This is a genomic window from Arthrobacter sp. AG367, assembly GCF_007828995.1.
GTDB lineage: Bacteria > Actinomycetota > Actinomycetes > Actinomycetales > Micrococcaceae > Arthrobacter.
Genome location: NZ_VIVE01000003.1, coordinates 86,556 through 105,003 on the forward strand (window position 1 = coordinate 86,556; position 18,448 = coordinate 105,003).

An 18,448-nucleotide genomic window follows, 5' to 3' on the forward strand; every position below is an offset into this window, starting at 1 on the left:
CGAGCCAGGCACGAACCGTCTACTTCTTACTGCGGACCCCAGCCGCTGTTGATGCGAAGGGGCCCATTGCAGAGCGCAACAAAGCTGTCATCGTTACGCACTCATCGCTGGGAACTCATCGGGTTTCCATCAGATTTCTGACCCGCTTTCAGGTTGGACGGTTGGTGTTGCAGCCACCGGGGCGGCGTCAACGTTCGGACCTGACATGATCCAGTGTTCGACGGCGGCTGTTCCGGTTGCGCCCGGAAGGGCACGTCCGAATGCTCGCCGCTTGATCGCCAGAGCCAGGCACGATTGGCTGGGGTGCAGCCATGCACCCCGGCCAGACATCCGGCGTCGTTCATCCACCAGGACAGCGGTTGACCCGCTGCCTTCGGCGACGAGCCGGAGCAACTGCGACCGCGGGCCTTTCTTCCGGCACCCGATGCAGGTACGTTCAGGTTGACTTCCGGTGGAAAGCACTTCTGCCACGGTCATCGTCCTGACGTTCATTCTGCTGGCCGAAGGTTTACCGGTTCCGCAGTTACGGAAACGAGCACGCCCAAGGCACACGGCTACCGGCCGTTAGGCGCGGTCCTATCTATTCTAGCCCCTTCGGGCCGTTCTGCCAGAAACCGGGTGGCTGCCGCGTCGCGCCAGCCACCGGTGCCTGGACGTTACTTGTCGCGGGAAACCGCGGCGTCGGAGACGATGTCGATGCGCCAGCCGGTCAGCTTCGCCGCCAGCCGGGCGTTCTGGCCTTCCTTGCCGATGGCCAGCGACAGCTGGTAGTCGGGAACGACAACCCGGGCGGAGCGCGTGGCTTCGTCCGTGATGGTGACGGAATTCACGCGCGACGGCGAGAGTGCGCTGGCGATGAAGGTGGCCGGGTTCTCGCTGAAGTCAACGATGTCGATCTTTTCATCGTTCAACTCGGTCATGACCGCGCGGACGCGTGAGCCCATCTCGCCGATGCAGGCACCCTTGGCGTTGATCCCCGGGGTGTTCGCCTTGACGGCGATCTTGGTGCGGTGGCCGGCTTCGCGGGCCAGGGCAACGATTTCCACGGAGTGGTCGGCGATCTCGGGTACTTCGAGTTCGAAGAGCTTGCGGACCAGGCCCGGGTGGGACCGGGACAGCGTGACCGACGGACCCTTGGTCCCGCGGTGCACGTCGATGACCAACGCGCGGAGGCGGTTGCCGTGGATGTACTTCTCACCGGGAACCTGCTCGGGCGGCGGCAGCAGGGCTTCGATGGAGCCGAGGTTTACCTGGATCATGTGCGGGTTGTTGCCCTGCTGGATGGTACCGGACACCAGTTCGCCTTCGCGGCCCTTGAATTCGCCCAGGACGTTATCGTCCTCGACATCGCGGAGGCGCTGCAGGATGATCTGGCGCGCAGTGCTGGCGGCGATTCGGCCGAACCCTTCCGGGGTGTGCTCGAATTCACCGATGGGGGCGCCGTCGTCGTCAATCTCCACGGCCCAAATTGTGACGTGGCCGCTCTTGCGGTCCAGCTCGGCGCGCGCTTTCTCGAAGGCGCCGGGAGACTTGTGGTAGGCCACCAGGAGCGCCTGCTCGATGGTGGGGATCAGGAGGTCCAGCGGGATTTCACGCTCACGCTCCAAAAGTCTCAGTGCGCTCATGTCAATATCCATCAGGCCTCCTCAGAAGGTCCATTGTGTTCAGGTTCCAGACCGTCCTCGGGGAGGTGGCTGAATTCGATCTCGACTTTTCCGTTGCGGATCCTGTCGAAAGGAAGTTTTACGGGTTCGCCCTGCCGGGGCTTCATGCCCTTCTTGACGGCGACCTCCGGGACCAGGGTGACTCCCCCATCGTCCACGGACTGGATGCGGCCGGTGATGTTGTCGCCCTGGATCACGTTCACCTTGACCATCCGGCCGCGGGCCCGGTGCCAGTGGCGGGGTTCCGTCAGGGGGCGCCCCACGCCGGGCGAGGACACTTCGAGGTCGTACGGACGGCCGTCGTCGTTGGGATCGTTGTCCAGTACATCCGAGAGCACTTTGGAGATGTCCGCAATGACGTCAAGGCTGACGCCACCGCTTTCCTCCTGCGGCAGGTCCACCACGACGTGGACCACCCGGTGCGAGCCGGGGATGATGGCGACATCCTCCAGGTACAGGCGGTTGGCCTGTACTGCGGGTTCCAGGAGGGCCCGGAGCCGGGCAGCTTCGGGGTTGTGGGCCGGCGCGGATCCGCTTCCCGTACCGGTATGGTCTGGTGAAGCCGTGGCTTCTGCATTGCTCACGATGCCGGCCGCCTCCCTATAGATGATGTGGTTTTACTAGCGTAGCTATTTTACCGGCCATTGGTGCACCCGGGTTCCCCTTCAGCGTGACACCATGGTCTGTTGTGAAAGACCGCCCCCAGGACCCCAGCCCCCGCATGCGCCCGCTCCGTTTTGCCGTCTTCGCCCTTGCCGCGCTGGTTGTCCTGAGCCTTGGTTTTGCCCTGGTTCCCGCGGAAAAGCCCGCACCTGCCCAGCCTTCCTTCTCGGAGCGGGCCCGGGCGGCGGCGTTCAGCAAGGCAGTGGACCTGCGTACTGCGGGAATGCAGCTCGCCTCCGCCGGTGCCGCGGACGCCACCGTGCTGGAGCCGGTTGTGACCTTGCTGACCATCCAGGCAAGGGCACTGCTGGGCCCTGCCCTGGAGTCCGCGCCGGCGTCGCCCCCACCACCTTCCACTTCCGGCCTCCCCAGTGGCGATCATCCCGTTGCCAATCTTCCCAGTGCCGATCTTCCCAGTGCCAATCTTCCCAGTGCCGGCCTCCCAACTGCCGCCGAATTTGTCCAGGCCCTGGCTGACAGCGGCGCCGCGCGCGTCAAGGACGCGGAAACGGCCGACGGCGGCATGGCGCGGCTTCTGGCGGGCACCGGCACGGCACAGCTCCTCGCGGCCGGGCGTCTTGCTGCCGCAACGGGGATGCCCGCGCCGCAGGGACACGCAGGAACGCAGGGACAGTCAGGAACAGAGGGTACGGGAGTAACTGAGGGACAGACTTCCGGGGCAGCGAGAACCCCAGCGCCCTGCCCCTCGCCTTCGGCGCCGGCCACCGTCCCGGAGACCACCGGGCCCGGCACTGCTGCGGGGATACGCCAGGCACTGGCCGCTGCCATCACCGCGGAGCACCAGGCCACCTACGGCTACCAGGCGGCACTCCCCCGGCTGGCGCCCGCGGAGGAGGGACCGGCGTCGGAATTCCTGGTCCGGCATAAGGAACAGGCCGCGGCCGCGGAGGAACGCCTGCTGTCTGCCTGCGGCGCGCCCGTGCCGCAACAGCCCGGGTACGTCCTTGATCCTGGCTTCCTGGCAGCACCGGCCGCCGGTTTGGGCAAGCTTGAGGCGGCCACGCTGGCGGCCTACGGCGACGTCGTGGCGGTATCCCAGGGCCAGAACCGGCAGTGGGCAATGTCAGCGCTGCAGTCTGCCGCCGGACGGGCCATGCGGTGGGGCGCAGACCCCGGACCTGTTCCCGGCCTGGCCCTGGACGTCGACCAACTGCCCGCCCTCCCTGCCGGTGCCAGGCTTCCTGCCAGCGCCGGCCCCACGACGTCGCCAACCGCATCCTGAACCCGTGCGGTCTCAGCGTGCCCGTTTCGTTCTGTCGCGTGCCCGAAGAAAGCCGCCTACAGGGTGGCGATGGGCGGGCATGGGTGGTTTGCTGATGGGATGAACGCGGACCAACCGGCCGACGACCCGGGAGGGACGGCAGCGAGCCCCGGGCTCAACAGCCACCTCGAGACCGAACCACACGGCAACGATATTGCGCACCGGCTGAACTGGCTCAGGGCTGGCGTCCTGGGCGCCAATGACGGCATTGTCTCCGTCGCTGCCATTGTGGTGGGCGTGGCCGGGGCCACCGCCGAGATAGGACCCATCCTCACGGCAGGCGTCGCCGGAGTGGTGGGCGGTGCAGTGTCGATGGCCTTGGGCGAATATGTGTCGGTCAGCAGCCAAAGCGACAGCCAGCGGGCCCTGATCGAGAAGGAACGCCGCGAGCTGGCGGAAGAACCGGAAGCGGAACTGGCCGAGCTGACCGCCATCTACCAGGCCAAGGGTCTCACGCCTGAAACAGCGGCCAAGGTTGCCCGGGAGCTTACCGCCCACGATGTGCTGGCCGCGCACCTGTCCGCCGAGCTCAACATTGATGAGGCGGACATCGTCAGCCCCTGGCATGCGGCTTTCGCTTCCGCCATCGCGTTCACCGTCGGGGCCATCCTGCCCATGCTGGCCATCCTGCTTCCACCGCCGGAGATCCGGGTCCTGCTGACTTTTATTTCGGTCCTGCTGGCTTTGGCCTTGACGGGGGCAGTTGGCGCCTGGATCGGCGGCGGTTCAAAAACACGCGCCGCCGTCCGCGTGGTGGTGGGCGGTGCCTTGGCGCTCGCTGCAACATTCCTGATCGGCAACCTGCTCGGGGCCTCCGGTGTTGTCTGACCCCGCGGTGCCTGACGCTGTGATTCCTGACGCCGTGATTCCCGATCCCATGATTCCTGACAACGGGATGACCAACCCCATGGTGAGCGGCTCCGCGGCGGCGGTCCCCATTCCGCCCGGCCTTTCGGCCCGCTACGCCCGCAGCAGCGAGGGAAGGGGATGGCTTGTCAGCCTTCCGGTCCTGCTGCGGGACCGCTTGGAGCAGTGGCAACTGGCGGTTGACCTGCCGCCTGCGACCCTGCCGTGGAACGGCCACGGCGGCTTGGTGGTGCCGGTGCGCCGGCACGATGGCTCCCCGGCAGCGCTCAAGATCGCTTTTCCCCACGACGAGGCAACGGTGGAGCGGCATGCCCTTGCGCTTTGGGACGGCCGGGGCGCAGTTGCGCTGCTGGCCTCTGATGCAGGGTCTTGCGCCATGCTCCTGGAACGCCTCGACGCCGGCAGGACGCTGGCGGACCTGGCGATGGAGGACGCCGCGCAGGTGTGGGGCGGGCTGGTGCGGCAGCTGGGGATTGTCCCTGACCACCGCCCTGAGTGGCGGGAATTCGGTCACATCGCGGCCAGGGCGGAACAGTGGAGTGACGACCTTCCAGCGGACTGGGAGCAGCTGGGCCGGCCGTTTCCCAGGTGGCTGTTGGAGGCAGCCCTGGAGGTGTGCCAGACGCGCGGCGCGGTGGGACGCCGGTCCGCGCACGATCTGCTGGTCCACACCGACCTCCATTTCCTGAACATCCTGGCGCGCCCGGGCACGGACGGGCCGCCGGCACCGGCAGGTTACGCGGCGATCGACCCCCAGCCGATGATCGGCGAGCCGGAGTTCGCGGTGGCGCCGCTGCTGTGGAACCGCCTTGGAGACCTGCCGGCAGTCCAGGCCGGGCCGGCGCTGCTCAGCCGCTGCAACGACTTCAGCACGGCCGCCGGACTTGACCCCGATGTAGCCCGGCAATGGGGTATCGCCAGGGAGGTGGACAATGCCCTTTGGTACGCGTCGCACCGCCATCCTGGCGACCTGGCCCGGTCCCTCTGGGTTGCCAGCACCCTTGCCGGAAACACCTTGGAAGGCCTCCCGCATCCCCATGCGCTGCCGGAACCCGGCCAGGGCGGCTAAGGGCACTCCGCACCCCGAGAGGGCCGCACCGTCCGGTGAAGAACGATCGAAAAACCGTCAGGAGTTCCGAACAGCAGCCAGGGCTGAGCGGACAGCATCCACGGCTATGGCCACCTCGTCGTCCGACGTATGCCAGTTGCTCACCGAAACCCGAAGGATGTCGCGGTCCCGCCACCGTGAGCCGGACATCCACACCCTTCCCTCCTCGATGATGCGGGCTGTGACTGCGCGGGTGGTGTCGTCGTCGCCAAAAGCCAGGCACACCTGGGTGTAGCCGACGTCGTTGAGCACCTCCACGCCGTCCAAAGCCGCCATGCCTTCGGCGATTGCGGTGGCAGCAGAGGCCAGTCCGCCCACCTGGGCTGCCACGCCGTCCCGGCCCAGGCTTTTCAGGGCCGCCCATACCGGCACTCCGCGGGCCCGCCGGGACAGTTCCGGGACCTTCTCGAACGGGTCGCCCGGGCCTTCCGCATCGTGGACGAGATAGCTGGCGTGCAGGCCCATGGCGGCCCGCAGGGCTGACGGGTCCCTGACGATGGCAATGCCGCAGTCGTACGGCACATTCAGGGTTTTGTGGGCATCCGTCCCCCACGAGTCCGCTTCCTCACAGCCGCGCATGAGGTGCCGCAGTTCCGGCGCGGCCGCGGCCCACAGCCCGAAGGCGCCATCAACGTGCACCCAGGCGCCATGTTTGCGGGCAACGGCGATGGCCTCGGTGAAGGGGTCGAAGGCGCCGGAGTGCAGGTTGCCTGCCTGGAGGCACACCAGGGCGGGGCCGGTGCCGGCGGCAAGGGCGGCGTCCAGTGCTGCGGGGACCAGGCGGCCCTGCCCGTCGGCGGGGACCTGCGCTGGCTGTCCCAGGCCCAGGTAGCGCAGGCCAAGGTCCACGGTGTCGTGCCGTTCCCGTCCCACGAAGCAGCGGATCCGGGGTGCGCCGAAGAGTCCGTCCCGGTCCAGGTCCCAGCCCGCATCGGCGAGCAACCGCCAGCGGGCGGCCGCCATCCCGGTGAAATTTGCCATGGTGGCGCCCGTGACGAATCCGACGTCGGCAGTCGAAGGCAGGCCCAGCAACTCCAGGACCCACTGCCCGGCGGCTTCCTCAATCGCCGCGGTGGCCGGGGTTGCATAGCGGAGCCCGGCGTTCTGGTCCCAGGCACTGACCAGCCAGTCCGACGCCAGGGCCGCGGGCAGTGTCCCGCCGATAACCCAGCCGAAGAACCGGCCCGAGGGCATGGCCATGAGCCCCGGCCCCGCTGCGTTGGCCAGGAAATTGACTACCTCATCGGCGGGCATGCCCGCCGGCGGCAGGGGCCCGCCAAACACTGCGGCGAGCTCGGAGGCGTGCAGGCTGGGTCCCACGGGGCGGTGGGAAAGGCTGTCCAGCCAGGCCTGCGCATGCCCCGCTGCGGCCGCCAGTGCCGGGGTGCACCCGTCATCGCCGTGTGCCATACCTGCATGCTACGCCGGGCCGGTCCACGCCACGAGGAGCAGTTTTTAGGGACCGGTCAGGCGAAGTTTTCCTGCCAGACGTCGTAGCCGAGCTTGATGATCAGGGCCGCAACAACCACCAGGAAGACAATGCGGACAAACTTGCTCCCCTGCTGCACTGCGGTGCGTGCGCCAAGGTAGCCGCCGGCCATGTTGGCTCCCCCGAGCAGCAGGCCGATGCCCCACAGGATGGATCCGTGCGGCAGGAAGAACAGCAGTGCGCCGGCGTTGGTGGCCATGTTCACGATCTTGGCCTTGGCGCTGGCCTCGAGGAACGCGTAACCCATGGCGGATACCAGGGCGATGACCAGGAAGGATCCCGTCCCCGGGCCAATGAGGCCGTCGTAAAAGCCGATCACTGCCCCGATGAGGCAGGCAACGACGTAATGCTTGTGGCCGTCGTGGCGCAGCGCTGTCAGCTCACCGACCCCGGGTTTCAGGGCGGTAAACAGCGCGACGGCGACCAGCGCCACCACGATGATGGGCTTGAATACCCCGGCCGGCAGGGTGGCAGCAAGGCTCGCCCCGCCGAAACTGCCCGCCAGGGCTATCACTGCCATGGGGATGGCGGTCCGGAGGTCCGGGCCCACCCGCCGGTAGTAGGTGGCGGCGCTGGTGGCGGTTCCGAAGATGGAGCCCATCTTGTTGGTGGCCAGCGCCTGGACGGGTGCGATCCCGGGCACCAGGAGCAGCGCGGGAAGCTGGATAAGCCCCCCGCCGCCCACCACCGCGTCAACCCACCCGGCTGCGAATCCAGCCACCACGATCAGGATGATGGTGGCGGGCTGGATCGATTCGAAGCCGGAAATCACTGGTTTCGAACGGCGTTAACCACGTAGTCCACGGCCTTGTCCACCTCGATGTTCTCGGCTTCCCCGCTGCGGCGGTCCTTGATTTCCACCACGCCGTCCACCAGGCCGCGGCCCACGGCCAGGATGGTGGGCACACCAACCAGCTCAGCGTCGCCAAACTTCACGCCCGGCGAAACCTTGGGGCGGTCGTCGTAGATGACGGACAGGCCGGCGTCCTCAAGCTCTGCCGAAAGCTTTTCGGCAGCCTGGAAGACCTCCTCGCCACGACCCACTGCCACCACATGCACGTCGGCCGGGGCTACGGTGCGGGGCCAGACGAGTCCGCGGTCATCGTGGTTGGCCTCGGCCAAAGCGGCAACGGCGCGGGTCACGCCAACGCCGTAGGAGCCCATGGTGACCACCACCTGCTTGCCGTTCTGGTCCAGCACCTTGAGGTCCAGGGCTTCGGCGTACTTGCGGCCGAGCTGGAAGATGTGGCCCATCTCAATGCCGCGGGCGGTCTCCAGGGGGCCCGAGCCATCGGGTGAGGGGTCGCCCGCGCGTACTTCGGTGCACTCAATGACGCCGTCCCAGCCGAAGTCGCGTCCGGCCACCAGGCCGAAGACGTGCTTGCCCGCCTCGTTGGCGCCGGTAATCCACGTTGTTCCGCTGACCACGCGCGGGTCCACCAGGTACAGCAGCTTGGTGGCACTGTCGGATCCGAGGAGCGGCTGGTCCAGCGAAAGTCCGGGGCCCAGGTAGCCCTTGACGATCAGCGGCTGCTTCTTGAGGTCCTCCTCGCCGGCCTGCTCGAGTCCGATCTCGCCCGCGATCGGCAGGAAGGCGCCAATGTTCGCCTCCACGCGCTTGAGGTCCACGGCGCGGTCGCCGGGGACGCCGATGACCACCAGCTGCCGCTCACCGGTGGGCAGCGTGACGGCGAGGACCACGTTCTTGAGCGTGTCCGCCGCAGTCCAGGCGCCGCCGTCGGCCTCTTCGCGCGGGGCAATCTGGTTCGCCGCGGCAACCAGCGTCTCGATGGTGGGGGTGTCCGGGGTGTCCAGGACCTCTGCGGCCGGGGCGTTGCTGAAGTCGATATCGTCGGGGACCACGGTGGTGACGGCTTCCACGTTGGCTGCATAACCGCCGGCCGAGCGGACGAAGGTATCCTCGCCGATCTCGGTGGGGAACAGGAATTCCTCGCTCTTGGACCCGCCCATGGCACCGGCGGTGGCTGCCACCGGAACCACCTCGAGGCCCAGGCGCTCGAAGATCTTCAGGTAGGCGCCCCGGTGGGCTGCGTAGCTGGCGTCCAGGCCGGCGTCGTCGACGTCGAAGGAGTAGGAGTCCTTCATGATGAACTCACGGCCGCGGAGGAGCCCTGCCCGCGGGCGTGCCTCGTCACGGTACTTGTTCTGGATCTGGTACAGGCTCAACGGGAGGTCCTTGTACGACGAGTACAGGTCCTTGACCAGGAGCGTGAACATCTCCTCATGGGTGGGGGCCAACAGGTAGTCCGCACCCTTGCGGTCCTGGAGCCGGAACAGGCCTTCACCGTATTCGGTCCAGCGGTTGGTGGCCTCGTACGGCTCGCGGGGCAGCAGGGCCGGGAAGTGGACTTCCTGGGCGCCGATGGCAGCCATTTCCTCACGGATGATTTCCTCGACCTTGCGCAGCACGCTCAGCCCCAGCGGAAGCCAGGTGTAGATGCCGGGGGCCGCCCGGCGGATGTAGCCGGCGCGGACCAGGAGTTTGTGGCTGGCAACCTCGGCATCGACGGGGTCTTCGCGCAGCGTGCGCAGGAAAAGCTGGGACAGTCGTATGACCACGGGTGGTATCCGTTTCTGGGGAAGTGCTGGGTCAGCAGGGCCGGACAATTCGTCTGGGTACTAATCTACCGGCACTCAACAAGCGGCACGGACTGCGGACCCCGGACACAGTAGGGCCACGCCCGGCAATACAAAGCCCCTGGCCCCCCAATGAGGCTGGTCATCGCATCCGGGCGTGGCCCAACGCCGTTATCGCCTAAGTACTGGTGAGGACTGGTGAGACCGCCCACCCCACTTCCAGCGCAGCTAGGTTGAACCTATGTGATCGCGCACACGTTTGACAAGTGTTTTTACTTTATGAACCTGTTGACGGCTGTCAGGGCCAGGCCTAGCTTTAATTCATCAGGTGATGAATTAGCCGTTGTGCGGCGCCACCTGCGGACGCGCCCGGAGGCAACAATGTCCCATGCAGCATCCACTACGTTGGACCGCGGTGGCGCGGCCGGTGCGGTCGTGGCCGCGTCGCTCTCTGTCAAACTGCGGCGGCAAGCCGTGCTCCACAGTGTGGACTTCACCATCCCGGCGGGACGGATCACCGGCCTGCTGGGGCCCTCCGGGAGCGGCAAGACCACCCTGATGCGGACCATCGTGGGAGCGCAGCGCATTGCCGCCGGAACCCTCGAGGTGCTGGGGCTGCCCGCCGGAAGCCCGTCCCTGCGGCGGCAGGTGGGCTACGTTACCCAGTCACCCAGCATCTACCCCGACCTCACGGTCGAAGCGAACGTGCGCTATTTCGGCGCCATGCACCGGAAAGGCAAAGCCGACGTGGCGGAGGCGATTGACGCCGTCGGACTTGGCGCCCTGTTCCGCCGCAAGACGGCCGACCTGTCCGGCGGCCAGGTCAACCGGGTATCCCTGGCCTGCGCCCTGGTGGCGAAGCCACGGCTGCTGGTACTGGATGAGCCCACGGTGGGCCTGGATCCCGTGCTGCGCGCGGACCTTTGGGACCGTTTCCGGGCCATGGCGGAGTCAGGAACAACACTCCTCATATCCAGCCACGTCATGGAGGAGGCAAGCCGCTGCGAAACGCTGCTGCTGTTGCGCGAGGGGCGGCTTTTGGCCCAGCTCACGCCGGAGGAGCTGGCCAGGCAGGGGCACAGCGCCAACCTGGAGCAGGCCTTCCTGGCCATCATCAGGGAGCAGGAAAATTACGACGCCGGGATCCCGCCGAAGCGCCATGCCGGCAGGAGCGGCGAAGGGGCAAGGATGCAACAGGGCAGGAGCGTGCGGTGATGGACGTCCGGATGATGCTCGCGACGGCACGCAGGGTGCTCAGCCAGCTCCGCCATGACCACCGCAGCATCGCCATGATCCTGGTGGTCCCGGCACTGCTGCTCACGGCGGTGTACTTCCTCTACGAAAATGAGTCAGTCCCGCCAGGCGCGCCACGCACGTTCGACCGCGTTGGCCTGATGATGCTGGCCATTTTTCCGTTCGTGGTGATGTTCCTGGTCACCTCGATCACCATGCTTCGGGAGCGCACCTCCGGAACCCTGGAGCGGCTGCTGACGACGCCCGTCCACAAGGCCGACCTGCTGTTCGGCTACGGTGTGGCCTTTTCCCTGATGGCCGCCCTGCAGTCCCTGGTGGCCACGGCTGTGGCGTACTGGATTTTCGGGCTCGACATCGCGGGGGCACCGGGTTACGTGGTGCTGATCGCTGTGATCAACGCCGTCCTGGGGGTGGCCCTTGGCCTGTTCTGTTCGGCGTTCGCCAGGACCGAGTTCCAGGCGGTCCAGTTCATGCCAGTGGTGGTGGTGCCGCAGATCCTGTTGTGTGGGCTGTTCGTGGCGCGCGACCGGATGAATGATGTGCTGGAAGCGATCTCCAATGTGCTGCCCCTGACTTTTTCCGTGGATGCCCTCCAGGAGGTGGCGTCCCACGCGGAGGCGACCGGGCGGCTGTGGCAGGACGCGGGCACCATGGCGGCCATCTCCTTTGGTGTCCTGGTCCTCGCCGCCTTCACGCTGCGGCGGCGGACTCCGTGAAGCTGTCCCGTCCTTCAACCGGCCCGGAGGGCCCTGATGCGTTTCCGGTCCGCAGGGGCCGCCGGGGCGGCGCCACGGAGTCCCGGGAGCACATCCTCGACGCTGCCCGGAAGCTCTTCGCCGAGCACGGCTTCGAGGGAACCAGCCTGCGGCAGGTGGCCCGCGCCGCAGGGGTGGATCCGGGAATGGTCCACCACTTCTTCATGGGCAAGGATGAACTCTTTGCCCTCAGCGTGGAGCTGCCGGCCGACCCGGAACAGGTGCTGGCGGGCATGGCGGACTCGGACCCCGCCCAGCGGGCGGAACTGATCGTCCGCACGGTGCTCCGCCTGTGGGAGAGCCCCGCGCAGGCCGGCCTGCTGGCCTTCCTTCGCGGGACGATCGGGTCCAAGGCCAAAACGGCACTCCTGCGGGAAACGGTGACCCGCAGGGTGATCACCAGGATCATGGCAGCTGTTCCCGGGACGCCTGAAGAGGTGGCGCTGCGCGGAAGCCTGGTGGCCACCCAGGTGGTGGGCCTGATGATGGTGCGCTACGTGGTCCGGCTGGAGCCGCTCGCGTCCGCAGCCCCCGAGGACGTGGTGCGGCTGGTCGCGCCGGCTGTCCAGCGGTACCTCACCGGGCCCCTGTCCTGAGGAGGTCGACGGACGTGTCCCGGAGGCCGGGTTCTACTTGACCAGGGCGGCAGCCGAGTCCAGGAGCGCACCTGCCCGACGGACCGCGTCTGCCTCGGTCTCGCCGCCGGACGCCACCGAGGCGATCAGTACGCCGCGGTGGACCACCTGCGCCCTGACCATGGACTGCGTGCGGCCATCAGGCAACGCACTGTCCGTGCGGTAGGCGACCGCGCCCGGCAGCCCGGTGACACCCGTTACCGGAGTAATGGTGACGGCAACGTCCATGCCTGACACCGTCATGGTCATGGAGGAGCACTTCGCCAGCTGCTCGGACGGGTCCGTAACCTGGGCCAGGACGCCTTTATCCAGGCCGGCCACCAGCGACAGGGCCGTGACCGCGCCGGTGGCGGTGTCAGTACTCATGCCTATCGCCATGGTTGCATCCTCCACGGACGGCACCGTGCCCGCCGCAGCGAGTTCCTTGCACTCCGCCGGCTGGACGTCGACGGAGGAGATCATGGCCTTGGTTTGCTCGATCGCCGCAGCGATGTCGGCCTTCGGCAGGACGGAAAGCCTGCGGTCGGCAGCATCCCGGACCTGCCCCACGATGGCAGCCAACTGGTCACTGGTGTAACCCGTGGCTGTTGGCGTTGGTGTCGGGGTGGGCGTCGGCGTCGGGGTTGGCGACGCGGTCGGTGTTTGAGGGGCTGCAACCGTGGCCGGTGAAGAGTCCGCTGACTGCGGGGCGGCCGGACCGCCACATGCCGAAACCGCTATGGCCAGAAGGGCCGATGCCCCGAAAGTTCCCAGCACGGACGTCTTCAATTTTTCCCCCAATATTCAAATGAACGCGGACCGCTGCCCGGCTAGAAAAGAACTGTAGCGAACGTCCCCACCTGGCGGAACCCCACACGTTCGTAGGTGGACCGCGCCCGGGTGTTGAAGCCGTTCACGTAGAGGCTGGTCACGGGGGCGATCTGCCGGGCCTTTTCCACCACTGCCGACATGTAGCCCGCGCTCAGCCCCCGGCCGCGGAAGATCGGATTCATCCAGACGCCCTGGACCTGGGTGACGTCGTCGGTGACTGCCCCGAGCTCGGCTTTGAACACCACCTCACGGGCGTTGTTGAGGTGGACCAGGGAATGTCCCTGCCTGATGAGGCCCTCCACGCGGCGGCTGTAGAATTCCCTGCCGCCGAGGTAGGGCGAGTACCCCACCTCTTCCTCGAACATGGCGGCGCAGGCGGGAAGGATGCGGTCGAAGTCGGCGAGGTTCCCTTGGTCCAGGCCGCGGTTGGGCTGGACAAGGGGCGGTCCGTCGATGATCATCAGCGGCTGGTCAGCCCTGACCTCGTGTGCACGGTGGCCCAGCACAGCGAGCTCGGCGTTGAGTGCCAGCACTGCGGGGGCCGGCCCAAAGGCAGACGCATACCGGCGGCCGGAACTGTTTGCGGCGTCCGCTACAAGGGGGGCCAGGGCGGGATCAAGCTGGACCGGAACCAGGTTGGCTCCGGCCCAGCAGGCACCCGTCAGGATGCCGTCGTCGAAAACCCCGATCACACCGGCGCCCCCGCTGGTGGGCGCCGCAGTCCCCGTGGCCCGCAGGTGGGCCAGGATGAACACGTTGGCCACAGGGTCCTGCTGGGCCAGCAGTTTCAGCGCGGGAGTGTCCTGGCCATCAAGCGTGCGGACAGAAAGCCCCGCAGGGTCTGGAGTCTCCCTACGAGACGCTAACCACGGGGCTACCCTTGACAGCATCTTCGCCATCGGCCTCCCCCATCTCTTCCGCGATACGCATAGCCTCTTCGATCAGTGTCTCAACAATTGCGCTCTCGGGAACAGTCTTGATGACCTCGCCCTTAACGAAGATCTGGCCCTTGCCGTTGCCCGAAGCCACGCCAAGGTCAGCCTCGCGCGCTTCGCCGGGGCCGTTCACGACGCAGCCCATGACCGCCACGCGGAGGGGAATTTCCATCCCTTCGAGCCCGGCGGTGACCTGTTCAGCCAGAGTGTACACGTCAACCTGGGCACGGCCGCAGGAAGGACAGGACACGATTTCCAGCTTGCGGGGCCGCAGGTTCAGCGATTGGAGGATCTGGTTGCCCACCTTGATTTCCTCCACCGGGGGCGCGGAGAGGGACACGCGGATGGTGTCACCGATCCCCCGGGAAAGGAGCGCGCCGAAGGCCGTTGCGGACTTGATGGTGCCCTGGAACGCTGGACCAGCCTCCGTGACGCCAAGGTGCAGGGGCCAGTCACCCTTTTCGGCGAGCATTTCGTAGGCTGCCACCATGATCACGGGGTCGTTGTGCTTCACGGAAATCTTGAAGTCGTGGAAGCCGTGCTCCTCGAAAAGGGAGGCTTCCCAGACGGCTGATTCAACCAGCGCTTCGGGGGTGGCCTTGCCGTACTTCTTGAGGATGCCCGGCTCCAGGGACCCGGCATTGACGCCGATGCGGATGGAGGTGCCGTGGTCCTTGGCGGCGGCGGCAATCTCCTTGACCTGGTCATCGAACTTGCGGATGTTTCCAGGATTCACGCGCACGGCTGCGCAGCCTGCTTCGATGGCCGCAAAGACGTACTTGGGCTGGAAGTGGATGTCCGCGATGACCGGGATCTGGGACTTCCGGGCGATGATGGGCAGCGCCTCGGCATCGTCGGCGGACGGGCAGGCGACGCGGACAATGTCGCAGCCGGACGCCGTGAGTTCGGCGATCTGCTGCAGCGTGGCGTTGATGTCCGTGGTGGGCGTGGTGGTCATCGACTGCACGCTGATGGGGAAATCAGATCCCACGCCTACCGAGCCGACTTTGATCTGGCGCGTCTTGCGGCGGGGGGCAAGGACGGGCGGTGGTGCTGACGGCATTCCCAGGCTGACCGAGGTCACGTGGACTCCTTGAGTTGAAAGGGGTGAAAAGGCGGCTACGCGGCGATCCCGGCCAGCATGCCGGTTACCGGAGACCATTCGGTGATGCGGGTTCCGGCGACCACTCCGGCCGCGGCGAAAGGATCCTGCTTAAGGATCGAGTTGAGGGCGCCTTCATCGGTTGCCTTGAAGATCAGCAGGGCGCCCGCGCCGTCACCGTAGGGGCCGCTGGCCACGATGACGCCGTCCTGCGCCAGGCCGCCGGTCCATTCCCGGTGTGCGGGCCGGACCTCGTTGCGGGTGTCGGTGGAGTTGGCGGCATAAACGTACTCAACGGCAAAAACTGTCATACCGCTACCCTATCGCCATGGCCGGCTTGGTACCGTACCGTTCCCCCTGGAGCAAAAGTGCCCCGCACCGGAGCAGGCCCGCCGGAGCAGGAGTTTCACTGCCAGTGCAGGAGTTTCACTGCCAGGCGGGAGTTTCACTGCCAGGCGGGAGTCTCACTGCCGGTGCGGGAGTTTCACTGCAGGAAGAGGACCTTCACAGCGGCCGCGGTCCCGGCCGCCCAGAGCATGGAGGTGAGGGTCCCGATGATGAAGCGCTCGGCGGCCACCGGCGTCTCCTTCAGTTCGGCGAACCTGCCCAGGCCCTTGATGGCGACGATGTAGGCGATGGCCACGGGTTGGCCGGTGAGGATGGCGAGGCACACCCCCAGCCGCTCCAGCACGCCGATGATGGCGCCGCCGCGCAGGATGCGTTGGCTGGGCAGCGCGGGTCCGGCAGCCGGCCCGCCCGACGCCGGCCCGGCGGCAGGGGTGGTCAGCTCACCGTCCACTGCCTGGCCGGCCGGCCTGCCGGCAGCATCAACCGGCCCATCAGGGGCCGTGACCGCGTCCGGAGCAGTGACCGCGTCCGGGTCCGGGGATGTGGCCCTGCCCGGTTCCCCGCGGCTGGCGATGGGGGAAGGATCGTCCACAGTGACGTCGGCAGAGGGGTCCTGTTCCGTCCTGCGGGCTTCCTCCGCGGCCTTGGCAGCATCGGCTTTGTCGTCGATGGTCCGGGCCAGCTTGAACACCAGCGCAGTGACCGGCCAGCCGGCAAAGCCAGCCACCACCAGCGCCACTGCCACCCAAAGTGCGGTCACCTGTCTCCTTCATTGGGGTTGTCTTCGATCCGGCCGTCCGGCTCCTTCAGATGCTGGACACTCCTATGCCTGGCCGTCGTTGAGTGCCTGGGTAATCTGCGAGTCGGCGTAACCAAGAAGCATGGAGGCTGCCGGCCTGGCTGCCCATTCTTCCTGCCAGCCGGACCGAAGCACGGTTCGGCTCACCGATTGCTCCGAGATTCCAAGTTCACGGGCCACTCGCTTCTGGCTTCCATGCCGGCCCGGGCCCTGGCCACCAGCACCCAGGCGGCTCAGGGCATCCACCACCCGCCACTGGGCTTCCGTGCGGTCCTGGACAAGCCGGCCGAGCAACCGGAGCACTGCTTCCGCGTTGGCACACGCCTGGACCCCCTCCCCCGCAGGAACGCCCCTGCCGGCCTCCCCCGCCATGATGCCGGGCACCACCGACAACGGAACCTGGGAACCGGCGCTTTTGGCGTGTTCAACCGCCCTGCGGGCGGCAACAAAAGCAGTCCCGGTCCCTTCCCGCGGACTGGCATCCGGCGGCAGCGAAACGCTGCCGACGCCGATGCCCACGTACCAGCGCCCTTCGCGGAGCGCGTGCAGTGCTATCTCCACCACGGCGGAAGCCTCCCGCACCACCCCCTGCACCTCGTCCCCGACGGAACGTTCGAACACCGGGTGCGCCGGCCCCGGGAGTTCGAGGCGGGCAACCTGTGCAAGGAAGGACGGAACCCGGTCCTGGTCGCCGGTGCTTCCGCGTTGGTCGATGGTCATGACGAACATTCATCAACCATAGGCGGTTGATCCTGTATGATCAATCGCATTTGGCTGATTTTTCGGAGTCAGCCGAAACTGAATGACTATCCGAAGAGATTGACGGGCTTGACGATGTCTGCGTAAATCAGCAGCGCGCTCATCCCCATCAGCAGCGCTGCAACCACGTACGTGACGGGAAGCAGCTTGGCGATGTCGAACGCTCCGGGATCCGGCCGTCCGCGGAGCTTTGCCACCCGGCGCCGAATGCCCTCATACAGGGCCCCGGCAACATGGCCGCCGTCGAGCGGCAGGAGCGGAATCAGGTTGAACACGGCAAGCGCAAAGTTCAGTCCGGCCAGCAGGCCAACAAGCGTAGCCACCCGGGACTGCAGCGGTACGGCCTCCATGGCCGCCACCTCGCCCGCCACCCTGCCGACGCCCACCACGCTGATGGGGCCGTTGGGGTCGCGGGGCTCCTCGCTGAAGGCTGCCTTCGCCACTCCCACCACACGGGCCGGCAGATTGAAGACAACGCCGGCCACCTGGCGGATGTTCTCCCCCGCCATGGGCAGGACGGACGACGCCGGCTGGGCCACCAACGCCGTTTGCGCACCGATGCCGAGGAATCCGACGTCCTGGTACTGGAGGTTGCCGGCAGCATCGGTGGCCTGCCGTCCGTCGCTTCCCATCACGGGCCGCGCCGACAGGACGGGGGTCACTGTGGTGGACACGGGATTGCCGTCCCGCTGCACGGTGATGGCTACTTCCCTGCCGGCAGAGGCGCGGATCCACTCAGTCAACTGCTCCCAGCTGGTGACGGGTTTGCCGTCGAAGGAAGTAATCGTGTCGTTTGGCTTCAACCCGGCCGCCGCGGCGGGCGTCAGCCGGCAGTCCGCAGAGTCGGGATCGACGGTTTGGCCCGCGGCCACCTGGCATTTGGAGACGTCCGAAATGGTCGTGGTGGCGCTGGCAATGCCGAAGCCCATCAGCAGCACGGCGGTGAGCAGCACGCCAAGGATCATGTTCATGGCCGGGCCGCCCAGCATCACAATCACTTTTTTCCAGACCGGCAGGCGGTAGAAGACCCGGTGTTCGTCGCCCGGCCCCACTTCCTCGTGGGCCATGGAGCGGGCCTCGGTGGCAAGTGTCTGGAACATGCCCGTGCTGGAGGGGCGGACCGAGCCGTCGTCCTTGTTCGGCGGGTACATGCCGATCATGGAGACGTAGCCGCCCAGCGGAACGGCCTTCACGCCGTACTCGGTTTCGCCCCTCCGGCGGGACCACAGCGTTGGCCCGAAGCCGATCATGTACTTTGTCACGCGGACTTTGAAGAGCTTGGCCGGCACCAGGTGCCCCACCTCGTGGAGCGCGATGGACACGGCAATACCCAGGGCGACGAAGACGACGCCGAGGATGAAAAGTAGGACAGGGGTCATG

19 protein-coding genes are annotated in these 18,448 nt (G+C 67.0%); 6 read left to right on the forward strand and 13 right to left on the reverse strand.

Annotated elements, in window-relative coordinates; genetic code table 11:
* Window positions 1–129 precede the first annotated feature (129 nt).
* From FB478_RS10180 to rimP, 3 genes are all read right to left on the reverse strand, one after another.
* Complete coding sequence (locus tag FB478_RS10180; protein ID WP_166673076.1) at window positions 130–492, reverse strand: YlxR family protein; 363 nt, start codon at window positions 490–492, stop codon at window positions 130–132.
* A gap of 164 nt (window positions 493–656) precedes the next feature.
* A complete protein-coding gene (nusA, locus tag FB478_RS10185) occupies window positions 657–1,637 on the reverse strand; it encodes a transcription termination factor NusA (protein WP_018771959.1) in 981 nt (326 codons plus the stop codon).
* Window positions 1,637–2,248 carry a ribosome maturation factor RimP gene (gene rimP / locus FB478_RS10190; protein WP_056389881.1) on the reverse strand — a complete coding sequence of 204 codons (612 nt, stop codon included), beginning with the start codon at window positions 2,246–2,248 and terminating at the stop codon, window positions 1,637–1,639. Before rimP ends, nusA begins: the two co-directional genes overlap by 1 nt.
* A gap of 104 nt (window positions 2,249–2,352) precedes the next feature.
* Between rimP and FB478_RS10195 the strand changes: the two genes are divergently transcribed.
* The 3 genes from FB478_RS10195 (at window position 2,353) to FB478_RS10205 (ending at window position 5,545) form a co-directional block, all read left to right on the forward strand.
* Window positions 2,353–3,570: a DUF4439 domain-containing protein gene (locus FB478_RS10195; protein ID WP_235509760.1), complete on the forward strand. Its 1,218-nt coding sequence runs from the start codon at window positions 2,353–2,355 to the stop codon at window positions 3,568–3,570.
* 99 nt (window positions 3,571–3,669) lie between these two features.
* Window positions 3,670–4,437, forward strand: coding sequence for a VIT family protein (locus FB478_RS10200; RefSeq protein ID WP_018771956.1), 768 nt, complete (start codon window positions 3,670–3,672; stop codon window positions 4,435–4,437).
* Window positions 4,438–4,504: 67 nt separating this feature from the next.
* Entirely contained in the window at window positions 4,505–5,545 is a 1,041-nt protein-coding gene (locus FB478_RS10205; protein ID WP_056389958.1) for an aminoglycoside phosphotransferase family protein, read from the forward strand.
* A gap of 57 nt (window positions 5,546–5,602) precedes the next feature.
* Here FB478_RS10205 and FB478_RS10210 read toward each other — a convergent pair whose 3' ends face one another.
* Genes FB478_RS10210 through FB478_RS10220 form a run of 3 tightly spaced genes read right to left on the reverse strand, consistent with a single transcriptional unit; the run spans window position 5,603 to window position 9,653 of the window.
* On the reverse strand, window positions 5,603–6,994 hold the full coding sequence (locus tag FB478_RS10210; protein ID WP_144600355.1) for a pyridoxal-dependent decarboxylase: 1,392 nt from the start codon (window positions 6,992–6,994) through the stop codon (window positions 5,603–5,605).
* 56 nt (window positions 6,995–7,050) lie between these two features.
* Window positions 7,051–7,845, reverse strand: a complete 795-nt coding sequence (locus FB478_RS10215; RefSeq protein WP_056389888.1) for a TSUP family transporter — start codon at window positions 7,843–7,845, stop codon at window positions 7,051–7,053.
* Window positions 7,842–9,653, reverse strand: coding sequence for a proline--tRNA ligase (locus FB478_RS10220; protein ID WP_134164466.1), 1,812 nt, complete (start codon window positions 9,651–9,653; stop codon window positions 7,842–7,844). Before FB478_RS10220 ends, FB478_RS10215 begins: the two co-directional genes overlap by 4 nt.
* A 399-nt stretch (window positions 9,654–10,052) precedes the next feature.
* Between FB478_RS10220 and FB478_RS10225 the strand changes: the two genes are divergently transcribed.
* From FB478_RS10225 to FB478_RS10235, 3 genes are all read left to right on the forward strand, one after another.
* Window positions 10,053–10,886, forward strand: a complete 834-nt coding sequence (locus tag FB478_RS10225; RefSeq protein WP_056389894.1) for an ABC transporter ATP-binding protein — start codon at window positions 10,053–10,055, stop codon at window positions 10,884–10,886.
* Window positions 10,886–11,641: an ABC transporter permease gene (locus tag FB478_RS10230; protein WP_056389897.1), complete on the forward strand. Its 756-nt coding sequence runs from the start codon at window positions 10,886–10,888 to the stop codon at window positions 11,639–11,641. Before FB478_RS10225 ends, FB478_RS10230 begins: the two co-directional genes overlap by 1 nt.
* A 92-nt stretch (window positions 11,642–11,733) precedes the next feature.
* Complete coding sequence (locus FB478_RS10235; protein WP_377204786.1) at window positions 11,734–12,276, forward strand: TetR family transcriptional regulator; 543 nt, start codon at window positions 11,734–11,736, stop codon at window positions 12,274–12,276.
* Window positions 12,277–12,309: 33 nt separating this feature from the next.
* On the opposite strand, the gene FB478_RS10240 is transcribed toward FB478_RS10235, so the two are convergent.
* The 7 genes from FB478_RS10240 to FB478_RS10270 form a co-directional block, all read right to left on the reverse strand.
* The gene (locus tag FB478_RS10240) at window positions 12,310–12,876 is read right to left on the reverse strand and encodes a hypothetical protein (protein ID WP_082581695.1); all 567 of its coding nucleotides are present in this window, start codon (window positions 12,874–12,876) and stop codon (window positions 12,310–12,312) included.
* A 248-nt stretch (window positions 12,877–13,124) separates the two neighbouring features.
* On the reverse strand, window positions 13,125–14,015 hold the full coding sequence (locus FB478_RS10245; RefSeq protein ID WP_056389905.1) for a GNAT family N-acetyltransferase: 891 nt from the start codon (window positions 14,013–14,015) through the stop codon (window positions 13,125–13,127).
* Complete coding sequence (gene ispG, locus FB478_RS10250; protein WP_018771945.1) at window positions 13,978–15,144, reverse strand: flavodoxin-dependent (E)-4-hydroxy-3-methylbut-2-enyl-diphosphate synthase; 1,167 nt, start codon at window positions 15,142–15,144, stop codon at window positions 13,978–13,980. The genes FB478_RS10245 and ispG overlap by 38 nt, the downstream gene beginning before the upstream one ends.
* Before the next feature lie 35 nt (window positions 15,145–15,179).
* A complete protein-coding gene (locus FB478_RS10255; protein WP_018771944.1) occupies window positions 15,180–15,473 on the reverse strand; it encodes a YciI family protein in 294 nt (97 codons plus the stop codon).
* A gap of 173 nt (window positions 15,474–15,646) precedes the next feature.
* Entirely contained in the window at window positions 15,647–16,270 is a 624-nt protein-coding gene (locus FB478_RS10260) for a hypothetical protein (protein ID WP_144600356.1), read from the reverse strand.
* 63 nt (window positions 16,271–16,333) lie between these two features.
* Entirely contained in the window at window positions 16,334–17,038 is a 705-nt protein-coding gene (locus FB478_RS10265) for a MarR family transcriptional regulator (protein ID WP_144600358.1), read from the reverse strand.
* Window positions 17,039–17,115: 77 nt separating this feature from the next.
* On the reverse strand, window positions 17,116–18,447 hold the full coding sequence (locus FB478_RS10270; RefSeq protein ID WP_144600360.1) for an RIP metalloprotease: 1,332 nt from the start codon (window positions 18,445–18,447) through the stop codon (window positions 17,116–17,118).
* Between the last annotated feature and the right edge of the window lies 1 nt (window position 18,448).